Genomic DNA, 15401 nt, shown 5'->3' on the forward strand with positions numbered 1-15401 from the left:
GATTCATTGAATTTCCAAGAAGTACGAAAAAAGATGCTGCTGCTAATCTAATTCTTAGATTTGCAACAGCACCTTTTAGGTTATCAACTGTTATATCGTGTTATCCCCACTGTAAAGGGTTTAAATTAACAGCATTTCAACAGAAAAACACTATAAATGTGGATAACTCTGTGGATAGTGTGGGCAAACGCATGTTTGTCTTAATTCGTCGACACCTTTTTAAGAACGATTTTTTCAAACTCATCCACATCTTCTTTGATTTTCTTAAGGGAAGCATTCCAAAATAACTGACTACTTGGATCGATATCCATAAGTGCACAAACATCTTGTATACACATCTTGCCAGTTGCTTTTAACATATCATCGTATTTTGATACAAATCCTGATTTGTCTTCAAGATATTTTGCATAGAGTCCTGTAGCAAATAAAAGCCCAAAAGCATAAGGGAAATTATAAAAGTTTCTAGATGCGTAGTAATAATGTGTTTTATTGAGCCACATAAAAGGATGAAGGTAATTTTCATCTAAACCATCTCCATATGATTTTTTCTGAGCATCAATCATTAAATCCTTTAACTCATTAACTGAAAGTGGATGATCTTTTCTGGTTTCAAAAACAGATGTTTCAAAGTAATATCTAGACAAAATATCAACAACTACTTGCGTAGCGCTTTGAAGGCTATTTTCTAGTATAGAAAGTTTTAAGTCCTCGTCAGCGTCTTTTAGAACTGCATTTCTAACAATAGTCTCACAGAAAATTGAAGCAGTTTCGGCAAGTGGCATAGGATACGTTGTATTGAGTATACTCTCTGACATGATGCGATCGCCATGGAAGGCATGACCAAGTTCATGTGCAATGGTAAGGACGTTTTTTAACTTGCCAGTAAAATTGAGTAAAACCCTGCTTTGCTTAATACTAGGAATATTGGAGCAAAATGCACCCCCTACTTTACCTTCTTTTGGTTCAAAATCGATCCAATTTGCATTAAAGCAGTGATCGGCGAAGTGTGATAACTCAGGGCTAAAGTCAGCGAAATATTTAACGATAAAGTCTTGAGCCTCATCAATTGTATAGTTACGATCGGTTGCTGAAACTGGCGCAAAGACGTCATAGAAAGGCATTGGACCATCATTTCCGAGTAATTTAGATTTCAATTTGAGATATCGCCTAAACTCATCTAGATGACTTTCCATTGAACTGATCATAGCATCTAAAATTTCACGTGACATACGAGCGTTGTAAAGCGTCTCCTCAAGCGGAGAAGAAAAGCCTCGTAATACGCTAAGAGTAAGTACTTCACCCTTGATTCCATTGAGAGCTGCAGCTGATATTTCAGCATGTTTTTCATAAGCTTTAAGCTCAGATTCATAACCGATTTTTCTGATTTTACGGTCCGGACTAAATGCTAAATTACGAATAGACATAATTGGCATGTTTTTTTTGCCTTCAGGTAAAGGGACTTCATATGATAATTGTGAGGACGCTTTGCTCTGAAGTGTTTCCCATGCTGATGAACCTGTAGCAACAAGCTTTGAGACAAGAATTTCTTCTTCTGAACTAAGCATGTGATCAGTTGATCTGATCAGTTCATCTAGATAGAAAAAGTGCTCTTTGATAAATGAGCTTTGCTTTGCAAGTTGATCTAAACTGCTGACTTCTTTTAACCAAAGCTTAAAAGCGACAGTTGGAGATGTCAACTCGCTGTTAAATTTTTGGACTTTGGCTTTTAATGATAAAGCAGTTTGGGATTTTGAATTTGTCGTAAACGTCAAATGTCCAAATGCCTGCAGCTTTCTGAGTAAAATTACATCATCAATATATGCTTTTAGATAATTTTCAATTGTCTCAATTTCATTTGAATGATCGCAAAATAATTTTGAAGTAAGTTCTTTATACTTACTCGTAATAGTTTCACACTTTTTTAGATCTGATAAAAATTCAGGAGAATCAAATCCAGTATAGAGGTCGTTTAAGTTCCAACTTGTATTCATGATAGATCACCTGCCAAGTCAACAAATTTAGTAATGTCTTTTTTGATAATTTCTAGTGAAGCATCCCAAAATGCTTCATCTTCCACATTGATAGACATAATTTTACAAACATCTACGATACTCATTTTACCAGAAGCGGCAAGAAGTTTGTCGTAATTTGACTTGAAAAATTCAGGGTCTTCAGTATATTTTGCATAAAGACCTTTTGCAAATAATAAACCAAAAGCATATGGGAAGTTGTAAAAATTAAGGTCCGCAGAATAATAATGAGGTTTGATAAGCCACATATATGGGTGTAAGAAATTATGATCAAGACCATCTCCGTAAGCTGATTTTTGAGCGTTAAGCATAGTCGTTTTTAGTTCGTCAACAGATAATGGATGATCATTTCTTGAAGCAAAAAGATCTGTTTCAAATAAATAACGTGAATATATATCGCAGATGACTTGTGTTGCATCTTGTAGTGAATTTTCTAGAATAGTAATTGCCTCTTCTTTTGTAGCGATATTAAGGGCTGCATTGTTAACGATAGTTTCACAAAAAGTAGAAGCTGTTTCCGCTAGCGGCATAGGATAGTCAATGTTTAATATGTTTTCTTCATTTGTACAAATTGCATGGTAACCATGCCCCAGTTCATGAGCCATCGTCGTTACGTCGCCAAGGTTACCAGTATAGTTTAGGAGTACTCTAAATTCTCCAAGTGGATGGAGGGATGCACAGAAAGCGCCACTTACTTTACCTTCTTTAGGTGCAACATCGATCCAACCTTTTTCAATTGCATTTGATGCCACTTGAGAAAGCTTATCTGAGAAAGCAGCGAAGTTATCCACTACAAATTTACACCCTTCTTCATAGGTAAACTTTTTAGATGCAGTACCAACAGGTGCAAATAAATCATAGAACGGAAGACCTTTGTCATGTCCAAGTAATTTTGCTTTAGTTTTTAGATAAGATTGAAAACTTGGAATCGATTTTTCAATAGAATGCATCATCGCATTAAGTGTTTTTTCAGTCATACGTGATTTTTCAAGTGTCATCTGGAGTGGAGATGAAAAGCCTCTAAGAGCACTCATTGTTAAGACTTCTCCTTTGATGCTATTAAGTGACATAGCAACTGCCTCATCAATGGACTGATATGCTTCGAGTTCGGCTTCGTATGCGGATTTACGTACTTCTTGAGATGCATCACTTGCTAAGTTTCTAATCATCGTAATCGGCAATGTTTTAGTTTCACCATCAAGCGTCAGCGTACATTTTAAAGTAGAAGTTAATTTTTGTTGTAGGGTTGTCCATGCACTAGAACCTGTAATAGAAAGTTTAGATGCCAAGATTTCTTCTGCTTCAGAAAGAAGATGAGTTGCGTATAGTTTATTTTCCGTCAAAATGTATTCAAATTGTTTTAAATAAGCTGAAGACTGGATAAAATCTGATATATTGTCAATTTTACTTAAAAAGATTGTCAACTTTGTACTTGCCACAGTGGCTTTAGAAAAAATTGTTCTTAGCTTATTTTGAGTTTGAAGCGCTTTCTGACTGCTTGTATCAGTCGAAAAAGTTAAACTAGAAAAGCTATATAGTTTAATAGCAGTCCTTTGAATTTCTTCGTTAAGTTTAAAATAAAATTCAACTGAAGCGACATCTTTCAATGTATCTGCATGTTGATTTAGTGTAGCAATATCAGCTTCAAGTTTGTCGAAGTCTGATATAAATTCTGGCGCATCAAACCCAGAATAGATTTCCTTTAATGACCAATTCAATTGCATGCTTACCTCCATAATATTTAGATTGTCGAATTAATAATATAATTATACCATATAAAATATTTTTTGCGACAAAGGACAATAAAAAAGCACCTACAGATCATTGATTTGTAAGTGCATACCATTATAAATCACATTGTGTTAATGAGTGATAAAAGTTTAGGATTTTCTGATTTGAATTTTTCTTTAAATTTGTACATGCGTATATCGGCAATTTTAACTAAGATGTCATAGATCATGGAATCGTCTGGAGAAGCTGAGATTCCGTAACTGAAACTGACGGGTAAATCATTACCTTGGTATTCAATGCGGTGGTCTTTTAGTTTTTCGAAAACTTGCGACATTTTCTCTTCGGCATGAATCAATGAAATGTTCCTTAATAGGATAACAAATTCATCTCCTCCGATTCTTGAGAGTACATCTGATTCACGGATAGAACTTGTGATCATATGAGAGAATTCCATGAGGATGGCATCACCTGCACTATGACCAAAGCTATCGTTAATTAGCTTTAAATAGTTAAGGTCACATAATACAATCGCATAGGGTTCTAAACTTTCCAGAGCATGTTCTCTGTGTGCAGTTAAGAGTTTTTCAAAATAGTTTCGATTGTATGCGCCGGTAAGTTTGTCATAACGCGACATATTCACAGTTTCATCTACAAGGTACTTGTTTTTTAATGCAATTGCAATTTGAGATGCGAAAAAATGAATCAGCTGAAGATCGATTTCATCAAAAGCATGAGGAATCTCACTATCTATATTGATAATTGCAAAGATCTGTCCATCAATTACAATTGGGGCAGATAAAACTGCTTCAATTTCCAGTCCACCAGCTTCTTCAATGTTATTCATACGTTCATCATCCAATGAGTCAAGGTCGAATTCTCGAATATTATTGATAATCATAGGGTTTTCATTATTTCCGGCAGAGTTTTTATAGAGAAAAGTCTCTTCTAGCGTCATAGTTACCTTTTGGAGTGTCTCTAAATCGTATCCAACACAAGTCTGATATTCATATGTTTTGGTGTTGGTATTGTAAAGTAGTAAACTTCCTTTTGAAGCATTTTCTATAACTTCGATAGCAGATTTTAAAATCATATCGTAATAATCATTAGAATCATTTAAGTTGAGAAAGAGATGATTAACTTTAAGTAGTGTATCTAAGGTATGATTTTTGAATATGTTAATTCGCTCAAGTTCCTTTAATTTAATCTCAATTTCTTCTTGTTCTATCAGTGTTTTGTTGATGGCTTCATCATAGTGGCTAAAAAGAATATCGAAATTTTGAAATTTTCGAAAAGGCTTCTTTTTAGGTTTTATAATGTCATGATCATAATTTAACTTGATTCTTTTTTCTAGATTAAGTATGCTGCGATCAACAACAGCAATCATTCTAAGCACGTGAACATAAGTTCCTGCTAAGGATATGAAAAAAATTAGAAAAATAGAGCAAAATAATGCAAGCGGACTTAAGCGCATTAAAAGCATGGTTATCGCTACTGATAATAGAGCAAGTAACAATAGCATCCCTATTGATTTGATTATTTGTTTGGGTTCGAATTTCATATGGTCACCTTTAATTGTTCTTTTCTTAAGTACGCGTTAAGAGTTTTTTAATATTTATACATTATAAATAGAGTATAGAGAAAATTTACATTAACGTTATACAAATCTATAAAACTATTATACATGATAAATACTATCAAAGAAATAATAGGATTAAGATATATTTACGAGGAGGTTAGTATGAACGGAGAAACGTTATCAATTATTTGGGCAGTCCTTATTGTTTTCTTCACAGTTGTTGAAGCGTTTACCTTAGGGTTGACATCGATTTGGTTTGCAGTAGGTTCTTTGGCAGCATTGATTGCTTCAGCACTTGGACTGGGATTGGCAATTCAATTTATTGCTTTCATCGTAGTAGCTATTGTGCTTTTAGTATATACAAGGCCCGTTGCAAGGAAAGTTTTCAAAGTGGGTCAAAATAAAACGAACGTAGATGCTTTAATCGGTAAAACAGGTTTTGTTACTAAGGCTATCTTACCAAAAGAAGTAGGACAAGTAAAACTCAATGGTCAAATATGGACTGCAAAAGGGCCAGAACATGAAAGTTATGATGTTGATGAAGAAGTAGAAGTAATGGCAATAGAGGGTGTAAAATTAATTGTAAAGAAGTTTGAAGAGACTAAATAATAGTTTTACTACGGTCTTTATCACGAAAGTGATATAATAAAAAATATATGATTATATAATAATTTAGGAGGTCTTTATGGGTTTTATCATTGGATTCACACTATTAATACTGCTATTAGTCCTTATAGCATCAAACGTACGGATTGTTCCTCAATCTAACGGGTATGTTATTGAGAGACTTGGTGCTTATTTAACAACTTGGGAAACAGGTCTACATTTTAAAATTCCATTATTAGATAGAATTTCTAAGAAAGTGTCTTTAAAAGAAATGGTAGCTGATTTTCCACCACAACCCGTTATTACAAAAGATAACGTTACCATGAAAATCGATACAATTGTATACTACCAAATTACTGATCCAAAACTTTATACTTATGGTGTTGCAATGCCAATTGTTGCAATAGAGAATTTAACAGCTACAACGTTGCGTAATATTATTGGTCAACTTGAACTTGATGAGACTTTATCATCAAGAGATATCATTAATACTCAAATGAGATCGATTTTGGATGAAGCTACTGATCCTTGGGGAATTAAGGTTAATCGTGTAGAACTTAAAAACATTCTACCTCCAAAAGATATTCAAGATGCTATGGAAAAACAGATGAGAGCAGAACGTGAAAGACGTGAATCTATCCTTCGTGCTGAAGGTGAAAAAAGATCTGCAATCCTTATAGCGGAAGGTAAAAAAGAATCTGTTATTTTAAATGCAGAAGCTGAAAAACAATCTGCAATATTAAGAGCTGAAGCGAAAAAAGAAGCTCAAATAAGAGAAGCAGAAGGGGAAGCCGAAGCAATAATCAAGATCCAACAAGCAACTGCTCAAGGTCTTGAAATGATAAAAGGCGTTAATGCTGATCAATCAGTACTCGCACTTAAGAGTTTTGAAGCCTTAGCTAAAGTTGCTGATGGACAAGCTACTAAGTTGATTATTCCTAGCGAGTTGACTACTGTTGCAAGTATGGTTGCAAGTATCACAGAAGTAGCAGGTATGGGTAAGAAAGAATCTTAAGATCCTATATATAAAAGCTTTATGATGAGTCATTCATCATAAAGCTTTTTTTTGGCGTATTATTTATTTTGATTTATAAAATACTGGCGATTTAATTTGTTCAAAAATATCAACTTATTTAATATTAAAATTAATATTATTAATCAAAACATTAGAATTAGGTTAAAAAAATCAATTATACATTGACTAAATTTAATTAAAAGTGTAATTTTGTATTAAGAGAGGTGATGCCCTAGTGAAGAAAATGGTATTAGGAAGATGTCCAATTTGTAGTTCCAAATTGAAAGTTGTGAGGCTTCAATGTGACCACTGTAAAACAGGAATTGACGGAAGTTTTGAACTTGATAAATTCAGCTATTTAACAGAAGAACAAAAAGAGTTTGTTGAGATTTTTGTTAAGAACAGAGGTAACATCAAAGAAATTGAGAAAGACTTAGGTATTTCATATCCTACTGTTCGACGGAATTTAGATCAAGTGATAGAGGCCTTAGGATATAGTGTTAAACCTACCGAAGAAGAAGTAAACAAAAAGGATATTCTAGAGAAATTAAGTTTAGGTGAATTAACATCAGAAGAAGCACTTAAGCAATTAAAAGGTGAGTCGTAACGGAAATGAGTAAAAATATGTGTTAGGAGGGAATACCATGCATGAAGATGAATTAAAAATTTTAAAGATGATAGAAAGTGGAACAATAACTGCTGAGGAGGGAATGAAACTTCTTGAAGCAATTGGTTCAACAGAAAAGAAAAAAGCTACAAGTAGCTCAAAAAGAGAAGCTAAAAATGTTAGGGTAGTCGTTGAAAGTGATCATAAAAGCACTCCTGTAGACATTAAATTACCACTGGGTATTTTTAAAGCCGGTGTAAAAATTGGTGAGAAATTCTCACCAGAATTTCAAGGTGCAATGGCTGGTATAGATTATGAATCGGTATTAAATGCAATTAACGAAGGTGCCACAGGGGAAGTTGTTTCAGTTACAACTGACGATGGACATCTAGTTAAAATTTATATTGAGTAGGTGGAGTGATGAGTGATAAATTAGAAATTCTTAAAATGATTGAAAATGGTAAAATTACAGTTGATGAAGGGCTTCAAATGATTGAAGCTCTTGAACAAACAGAAAGAATTGAAGATGATGTCAGAGAAGAAATATATGGCAAAGAGACAGAAACAGTAATGGATATTGAGAAAGAAATATATGGGTCCAGTAACACATCTCCCAGCGACCTTAAGAATTTTGACGTATCTTTGACAACTTGTAAACTCAATGTTGAAAGATCAAATGTTGAGGATGTAACAATAGAATTATTAGATGACAAAACGCGAGAATATATCAATAAGCCAGAGTGGCTTCATATGGTAGAAGATAAAAATACGATTTCGATTAAAGAATCTCGTGTTACAAACCTCACAGATATTTTTGACTTTTTCAAAAGTAGTAACTTATCATTGAATTCAGTTTTTATCAATGTAAAGCTTCCTTTGGATTCAGTTATAGATAAGGGTAAGTTCACAAATGTTTCTGGGAGTATTTCGCTGATAGGATTAAAAGGAATTGATATTGAAGCAAGGTCTGTAAGCGGTAAGATATATGCAGGAGATATCAAGGCGAAAATAGTACAACTTAAATCTACTTCTGGTTCAGTAATTGCTGATAATATCAAAGTTGCAAAAGGCTATCTTAAAACGACTTCAGGTAAACTGCGTGTTTCAGGAGAAGCTCATCAACTTGAGTGTAAATCAGTGTCTGGCAGTGTAGAAGCGCAGTGTGGTCAGGTGTTAACTAAAATCATTGCAGGTACAGTTTCTGGCAAAGTGACATTACATTTACCTGAACCTGAAACATTCAATCTTCAATTATCATCGATATCTGGAAATATTGAAACCAATGGGTTTGCTGTGGTTAATAAAGGTACATCAGGAAAAAGAAGTGTCAATATTAACAATAGGTCACAGACCAAGATGATCAATTCAACTACAGTATCGGGAAAGATTATCATAGATAAAATTTAATTGTTCGGAGGCGAGATCACATGAAAGAACTTTTATTCAAAAGAAAAAAAGCATTTGCAGTATATGTTCTCGCCTGTTTTTTTCCAGTAATAGGACAATTGTTAGGAAATCTTGGATTTGCCAATCTTATCGGTGTAGTAGAAAAGGCTAATATGCGAGATTTCTACATAGCTGTTTTGGGAATTGTGGCAATAGTAATTATCTCATCATTGTTACAGTTAAGTTCGAGATTCCTTAGAATTCGCTTTATGCGAGATACATTACTTGATATAAGAAAACAGGCATTTGATAAAATACTTAATTACAGTTATGCACATTTTAGTAAGAAATCAAAAGAAGTATATATCTCTAATTTAGTAAATGACATTAACAATTTTGAGCAGATTTTTTTTCATAGATTATTAAATGTAATCTTTAATAGTGGTGTATATTTTACTTCACTTATATTACTTGCCTTCTTTGATTGGCAATTTGCGATTGCGATCTTTGTTGTTTCACTAGTCGTATTTTTAATAACCAAGGGTTTTGAGGGCAAGACAGTTTCGCTCCAAGAAAATGTATCAACATTAAACGAGGAGTTCACGATTAAAGCTTCCAATACTTTTAATGGTCTTGAAATTTTAAAACTCAATAGCATTGAAGATAAGTTTTTACTACAAACTATGAAGAGTATCGATAAGGTTGAGCAAAAAAGGTTTTTCTTCACGTTATTCACTGAAGGGCAACGTGGACTCACTAATATTTTGAGGTATTTGATATTTATTGGTATATTAATGTATTTACTACTTCAAGCTTTCGGAGGGCTTTCAATTGCAAAACTCACTTTTATGCTGCAACTAGCAACCGGATGCGTATGGCCAATTGGTCAAGTAATGCCTATGTTTAACGAATTAAAAGCTGCTATAAGGATTTATGAAAAAATCACTGTAAATGATGAGCCTGAGAGAGACATCAATCAAAATTTAACACCTTATGTTTTTAAGCAATCCATTGTAGCAAAGGGGCTTTCTTTCGCTTATGATAATCAACCAATTCTCAACAACGCGAGCTTTAACCTAATAAAAGGTAAGAAGTATTTATTGAAGGGAGCAAGTGGTGCTGGTAAATCTACTTTAATTAAGTTGCTGTCTAAGATTTACGAAAACTATCAAGGAGAAATTTATCTTGATGATGAAAATTATCATCATGTTTCTTCAGAGGCATTTAACAATAATGTTTCGTATATTTATCAAGATGTGTTTTTGTTTGAAGATACACTTTTAAATAATATTACACTCTATAGTGACTACTCTAGTGAGATTATAGACGATGCGATAAAGCGATCGGGACTTGAAGAACTTTTGCTCGAAAAAGAAGAAGGGCTAAATTTCAAAATCCAAGAAAATGGCAAAAATCTCTCAGGAGGTCAAAGACAAAGGATCTCTATAGCGAGAGCAATTATTAAACAAACCGACATATTATTTGCTGATGAAGCAACTTCAAGTTTAAATGAACAATTGGGGAGAGAGGTTGAAGAAACAATTCTATCTCTAAAAAGTACAGTAATAGCAATTTCTCACAGGTATTATGAAGGAATAACTGAAAAGTATGATTACGTACTTGAACTCAAAAATGGATTGTTACAAGAGTACCCAAGTGAAGTCTATTTTAAAGAGGTGGTCACACTATGAAAAAAGCGATTTTTAAAGCTATACCACTCCTAGTGATTGCTGCATTTATAGGTATTCTAGTTTTCTCGGTTGATGGATTGATATCAATAGAAATGATGAAAGCGATTGATGCGGTAACTTCACAGAACAAAGTAGCTTTTGGAGAACATATTAAAGGGCTATTGTTTCTAGCGATATTTCTTGTGCCCACAACACTTCTCCTGGCTTATCTTAAAGGAAAATACAAGAAAAAGGCAATTGTATCTGCAAAGCGATATTATATGGAACAAATCTTTGATAAAGAGATCAATCAATTTCAATCTGAGAATACAGCTATGTATATCAGTACATTAACAAACGACGTTTCAAATATTGAAATGAATTACATTGATGGACTATATGAAGTTGTCATTAATACAATGAACTTTATCGTAGGAATAATTGTAATTGCTTATGTGAGTCCGATTGCACTTGTCGTTGGTCTTGTACTAGGTTTGCTTGGTACGGTGATTTCGGTAGTGATGGGAAAACCACTCCAAAAACATCAAGAACACAGAAGTGAATTTTATAAAGACTATACTTCATATATCAAAGAGTTTTTAAGTGCTTTTCATATTATTAAATCCAATAACCTTAACGACAAAGTCAGAAAAGATTTTTTTAATAAATCAGAAGCAATCCAAGAAAAGGGATATCTTATTGACCGAATAGTTTCATATATTAGTGCGACTCAGAATTTTATGATGATGACGATGATGTATGGTTTGTTGGCTTTTTCAGTGTTTATGGCAATTAAAGGAAATTTGACGTTAGGTGGTGTGATTCTTATCGTCAATAATATGGAAAAAATCATGTTTCCTTTGATGCAGATTAGTGAATGGTTGCCTAAAATACAGTCAAGTAAAGGAATCTTTAAGCGAATTGATAACTTGTTGATTAAGGCTGTTGAGCATGTTGAAACAGTTGAAATTGACGCAATTAATGAAGCGATTGGATTTGAGGATGTTAGTTTCTCATATGATGTCCAAGAGGTGCTTAGTCATACAAATTTCAATTTTGAAAAAGGCAAAAAATACCTTGTGATTGGACCAAGTGGTGGTGGAAAATCTACGGTGCTCAAGCTAATGAGAAAATACTTCAATCCAACAGAGGGCAAGATTAGGTTAGATCATTATAACTTAAAAGATGTTTTCAAAGAAGATTACTTTTTACAATTAGCCAATATTGAACAACAGGTATTTATCTTTGAGGATACGTTGCTGAATAATTTGTGTTTGTATAAAGAATACTCTGCCGAGGAAATTGAACTGGCTATCATAAAAGCCGGATTAACAGACTTTGTTGAGGGCCATCCACAGGGCTTAGAGCGTATGCTCTATGACAATGGCAAGAACATATCGGGTGGTGAAAAAAGTAGAATAGCAATTGCAAGAGGTTTATTACAACATGCTAAGGTTATCATATTAGATGAAGCGTTTGCAAGCTTAGACAGTGCAATTGCAAAAAATATTGAAAAGACAATTTTAGATCTTGATGAGGTAATGGTCGTCAACGTAAGTCATGTTATTTTTGAGGAAACTAAAGCTTACTATGATGAGATCTATATGATAAAAAATAAAAATGTGTATGCAATGTCTTAACATTGCATACACATTTTTTTTTATGTTGAGTAGACACAGTTACCACCAACATATGTTTTAGCAACCTTAACGTTTAGAAGAGCATCTGCTTCAAGCGTCTCAAGTAAATTAGGAATGGCTATAAAATCTGCTAAGTATCCAGTTTTCAATTCACCTTTAAAGTGGGCTTCGTATGAGAAGTAAGCACCAGCTTTAGTGTAAGCATCAAATGCAGTATTAAAATCTAAGCATTCCTCGCTATAAAAAACTTTTCCTGATGGATTTTTACGGTAAATTGCATAATATAGTCCTCTGAAGGGATTGGGGTCTTCAACAGGTGCATCTGATCCAAAAGCGAGTATGATATTATTTTCAATCATGGTACGATAAGCATAAGAAAATCTAGCGAGTTCAGAGCCAACACGCTGCTCGACTATATTCATATCATATTCTAAGAATACAGGCTGTACCAACGCGTGGATACCCGATTGACCCATTGTTTTTATCATTAAACGGTCCATTATCTGACAGTGTATAATCGCATCTCGTCTATTTTGCGGTGCAGAGGATCTATCTGTATTGCTCAGATGCTCAATGATCCAATTGATGGTGTAATCCCCTATGCCGTGAATGGCCACATCTATATGATTAGCCATTGCAATTGAGATTAGATTTTTGAGTTCATTCTCATTGTGAATCAAAATGCCTTGTGTATCAGCAGCATCGCGATATGGTGCTCTTAGTTTCGCTGTTCTGGAGCCTAGACTTCCATCAGCCAATATTTTTAGAGGACCTGTCTTGAAAAAGATACTGCCTTGGTTTTGCTGATAGCCACTATTAATATGGCTCATGAAGTCTTCTGGTGTGAAAAACTGCGATTGTTCATATACTCTTAATTTTAGCAAACCATTTTGATCTAGTTTTTTAAAGAGAACGATAATTTTGAACTGGTCTTTAGCATCTACCATGATGAGGTCGTCAGTCTGTACTGAAGTTATACCATATTGATGTAGGCAAGACTGTGCTTTTAAAATATAGTGCTCCATGTCACTTATGCTAGGATCTTGACGAACAAGTGACAGTGCATTTTCTCGTAGAATGCCAGTGGGAATAGTATTTTCTAACTCGATTTCGCCACCTTCTATTTTTGTGTCCGCATTAATGTTGAAATAATGAAGTGCATAACTATTTACCACAGCAATATGGCCACATGTTCTGTAGAGAATAATAGGGCGATCATTAGAAACGACGTCCAAATCAAAACGACTAGGGAACTTAACTGAGTCGAAAAGATCTTGATTCCATCCCCTCCCCACAACCACAGAGGGTTGATGTATAGTGATATAGTCGGATAAAATCTGCTGAAGTTGTGATAGGCTTTTTACACCATCAAGGATACATTGGCTAAGTGAAGCGCCATAGCCAATTAGATGCATATGAGAATCGTTAAAACTTGGATATAAGTGGTAGTTGGATAAGTCTATAAATTCATAGTCAGTCATTTCGTAAGTCGTTGGAAGTTTATCAGTTATTCGCTCAATGATGCCATTATCCACATAAATGATTGAATTTTCATCGTGATTTGGGTAGATTGATTTAGCTTTGATTACCTTTTTCATAGTCGCCTCGTTTAAAAGTATTTTACAATTATTATATATGTAAAATCGTGACTTGTCAGTGGATTATGATATAATGGATAGGGTAAAATACATTGTGTAATAAATCACAAATAGTCCTAGAATATAGATAAAAAGAGAGTCTAGGCCGAAATAGGAGGAAAAATGAAGTATAAGAAACATCTGGTATTAGCGATTAGTATGTTGTTTTTATTAAGTGGTTGTAAAGCGCAGCCAAGTGATATAAGTAATACCACGGCAGAAACGAGTTCGACTGAAGTTGTTCAAACTTCAGAAGGTACATCACAAGAAACTACTTTGGTCCCAGGGACAACTGAATCAGCTTCATCTGAAGTTGTTACAAGTGAAGCTGCCACAACTGAAACTACTACAACAGAAACTACTACTACAGAACATAAAATCACTAGAAGTGAGTCAACCATTCGAAATGATTCGAAGACAAATAGTATCATAACTACTCAAGATAGTTTTCAAATAGGTACTTACGTTACGCTAAGTATATATGCAGATGCACAAGTACCTGATCGCGTATTTGATGATCTGTTTGGATTAATTGATAAGTATGAGTATATGATCTCTAAAAATATCAAAGGAACTGAGCTCAATCAAGTGAACCAAAATGCTGGAATAGCACCAGTAAGAGTATCTAAAGATATAATAGAGATGATAAAGTTGGGCCTCAAGTATGCTGATGTAACAAAAGGTAGATTTGATATTTCAGTTGGTCCATTAGTGGACTTATGGGCTATAGGTACTGATTTTGCTCATCTTCCTACAGATGCTGAAATCAAAGAAAAAATGGCACTTATTGATTATAAGAAAATCGTGATTGATGAAACAAAGCAAACGGTGTTTCTACCCGAAAAGGATATGGAAATCGATTTAGGCGCAATTGCAAAAGGATATATTGCTGATCGTTTAAAAGGATTGATTCAAGAAGAAGGCTATGAAAGTGCAATTATTAACTTAGGTGGAAATGTCTTAACTGTTGGTACAAAGCCCAACAGTGATAACTGGAACATTGGTGTAAGAAATCCTGAATCTAATGCAGGTTCAACCATGGGGATATTGAAGCTTACGGATAACTCAATTGTTTCCTCAGGTGTGTATGAAAGATTTTTCATCGAAGATAATGTGAGATATCACCATATTATCAATGCGACAACTGGCTATCCAGAACAGAATGATATGTTATCAGTATCGATTATTTCTGAGCGATCTGTTGATGGAGATGCTTTATCAACAACAGTTTTTCTACTTGGACTTAAAGAAGGTTACCGCTATATTGAATCACTCGATGGTGTCGGTGCGGTATTTATTATGAAAGACCATTCTGTATATGTAACAGATAGCCTACAGGATAAATTCACACTGACGAGCAAAGATTATACAATTAAATCGATCAATAATTAAGTTATAGTTTATGAATAAAGAGAGAACCTTGGATCATGATCCAAGGTTCTTTTATTGTATTATGAATTTGTTTTTATTATGACTGTGTCTATATACCCGAAAGACTATAGC

12 protein-coding genes are annotated in these 15401 nt (G+C 34.1%); 8 read left to right on the forward strand and 4 right to left on the reverse strand.

Going from position 1 to position 15401, the window contains the following annotated elements; all coding sequences use genetic code 11:
* Positions 1-200: 200 nt before the first annotated feature.
* The 3 genes from QE109_RS15660 to QE109_RS15670 all read right to left on the reverse strand — a co-directional run bounded on the left by QE109_RS15660 (position 201) and on the right by QE109_RS15670 (position 5319).
* On the reverse strand, positions 201-1991 hold the full coding sequence (locus QE109_RS15660; RefSeq protein ID WP_281095495.1) for a M3 family oligoendopeptidase: 1791 nt from the start codon (positions 1989-1991) through the stop codon (positions 201-203).
* Entirely contained in the window at positions 1988-3754 is a 1767-nt protein-coding gene (locus tag QE109_RS15665) for a M3 family oligoendopeptidase (protein WP_281095496.1), read from the reverse strand. The genes QE109_RS15660 and QE109_RS15665 overlap by 4 nt, the downstream gene beginning before the upstream one ends.
* 128 nt (positions 3755-3882) lie before the next feature.
* Positions 3883-5319 (reverse strand): GGDEF domain-containing protein, encoded by a 1437-nt coding sequence (locus QE109_RS15670; protein ID WP_281095497.1) that lies wholly within the window; start codon positions 5317-5319, stop codon positions 3883-3885.
* A gap of 180 nt (positions 5320-5499) precedes the next feature.
* Here QE109_RS15670 and QE109_RS15675 point away from each other — a divergent pair, with 180 nt between their 5' ends.
* From QE109_RS15675 to QE109_RS15705, 7 genes are all read left to right on the forward strand, one after another.
* On the forward strand, positions 5500-5946 hold the full coding sequence (locus tag QE109_RS15675) for an NfeD family protein (RefSeq protein WP_281095498.1): 447 nt from the start codon (positions 5500-5502) through the stop codon (positions 5944-5946).
* A 76-nt stretch (positions 5947-6022) separates the two neighbouring features.
* Positions 6023-6958: an SPFH domain-containing protein gene (locus QE109_RS15680; protein WP_281095499.1), complete on the forward strand. Its 936-nt coding sequence runs from the start codon at positions 6023-6025 to the stop codon at positions 6956-6958.
* 244 nt (positions 6959-7202) lie between these two features.
* On the forward strand, positions 7203-7565 hold the full coding sequence (locus tag QE109_RS15685; RefSeq protein WP_342637168.1) for a DUF2089 domain-containing protein: 363 nt from the start codon (positions 7203-7205) through the stop codon (positions 7563-7565).
* A 37-nt stretch (positions 7566-7602) separates the two neighbouring features.
* A complete protein-coding gene (locus QE109_RS15690; RefSeq protein ID WP_281095501.1) occupies positions 7603-7977 on the forward strand; it encodes an SHOCT-like domain-containing protein in 375 nt (124 codons plus the stop codon).
* An 8-nt stretch (positions 7978-7985) separates the two neighbouring features.
* The gene (locus QE109_RS15695) at positions 7986-8972 is read left to right on the forward strand and encodes a DUF4097 family beta strand repeat-containing protein (RefSeq protein ID WP_281095502.1); all 987 of its coding nucleotides are present in this window, start codon (positions 7986-7988) and stop codon (positions 8970-8972) included.
* Between the two features lie 20 nt (positions 8973-8992).
* On the forward strand, positions 8993-10642 hold the full coding sequence (locus QE109_RS15700) for an ATP-binding cassette domain-containing protein (RefSeq protein WP_281095503.1): 1650 nt from the start codon (positions 8993-8995) through the stop codon (positions 10640-10642).
* Positions 10639-12261 carry an ABC transporter ATP-binding protein gene (locus QE109_RS15705; RefSeq protein ID WP_281095504.1) on the forward strand — a complete coding sequence of 541 codons (1623 nt, stop codon included), beginning with the start codon at positions 10639-10641 and terminating at the stop codon, positions 12259-12261. The genes QE109_RS15700 and QE109_RS15705 overlap by 4 nt, the downstream gene beginning before the upstream one ends.
* Positions 12262-12281: 20 nt before the next feature.
* On the opposite strand, the gene QE109_RS15710 is transcribed toward QE109_RS15705, so the two are convergent.
* On the reverse strand, positions 12282-13859 hold the full coding sequence (locus tag QE109_RS15710) for an amidohydrolase (protein ID WP_281095505.1): 1578 nt from the start codon (positions 13857-13859) through the stop codon (positions 12282-12284).
* A gap of 162 nt (positions 13860-14021) precedes the next feature.
* Between QE109_RS15710 and QE109_RS15715 the strand changes: the two genes are divergently transcribed.
* Positions 14022-15290, forward strand: a complete 1269-nt coding sequence (locus QE109_RS15715; protein WP_281095506.1) for an FAD:protein FMN transferase — start codon at positions 14022-14024, stop codon at positions 15288-15290.
* Positions 15291-15401: the final 111 nt, after the last annotated feature.

It is taken from the genome of Fusibacter bizertensis, from assembly GCF_029914245.1.
Taxonomy (GTDB): Bacteria; Bacillota; Clostridia; order Peptostreptococcales; family Acidaminobacteraceae; genus Fusibacter_C; species Fusibacter_C bizertensis.

Excerpts from the sequence above, each read along its gene's own strand:
- QE109_RS15660 (WP_281095495.1), bottom strand. The coding sequence starts at position 1,991 with ATGAATACAAGTTGGAACTTAAACGACCTCTATACTGGATTTGATTCT.
- QE109_RS15665 (WP_281095496.1), bottom strand. The coding sequence starts at position 3,754 with ATGCAATTGAATTGGTCATTAAAGGAAATCTATTCTGGGTTTGATGCG.
- QE109_RS15670 (WP_281095497.1), bottom strand. The coding sequence starts at position 5,319 with ATGAAATTCGAACCCAAACAAATAATCAAATCAATAGGGATGCTATTG.
- QE109_RS15675 (WP_281095498.1), top strand. The coding sequence starts at position 5,500 with ATGAACGGAGAAACGTTATCAATTATTTGGGCAGTCCTTATTGTTTTC.
- QE109_RS15680 (WP_281095499.1), top strand. The coding sequence starts at position 6,023 with ATGGGTTTTATCATTGGATTCACACTATTAATACTGCTATTAGTCCTT.
- QE109_RS15685 (WP_342637168.1), top strand. The coding sequence starts at position 7,203 with ATGGTATTAGGAAGATGTCCAATTTGTAGTTCCAAATTGAAAGTTGTG.
- QE109_RS15690 (WP_281095501.1), top strand. The coding sequence starts at position 7,603 with ATGCATGAAGATGAATTAAAAATTTTAAAGATGATAGAAAGTGGAACA.
- QE109_RS15695 (WP_281095502.1), top strand. The coding sequence starts at position 7,986 with ATGAGTGATAAATTAGAAATTCTTAAAATGATTGAAAATGGTAAAATT.
- QE109_RS15700 (WP_281095503.1), top strand. The coding sequence starts at position 8,993 with ATGAAAGAACTTTTATTCAAAAGAAAAAAAGCATTTGCAGTATATGTT.
- QE109_RS15705 (WP_281095504.1), top strand. The coding sequence starts at position 10,639 with ATGAAAAAAGCGATTTTTAAAGCTATACCACTCCTAGTGATTGCTGCA.
- QE109_RS15710 (WP_281095505.1), bottom strand. The coding sequence starts at position 13,859 with ATGAAAAAGGTAATCAAAGCTAAATCAATCTACCCAAATCACGATGAA.
- QE109_RS15715 (WP_281095506.1), top strand. The coding sequence starts at position 14,022 with ATGAAGTATAAGAAACATCTGGTATTAGCGATTAGTATGTTGTTTTTA.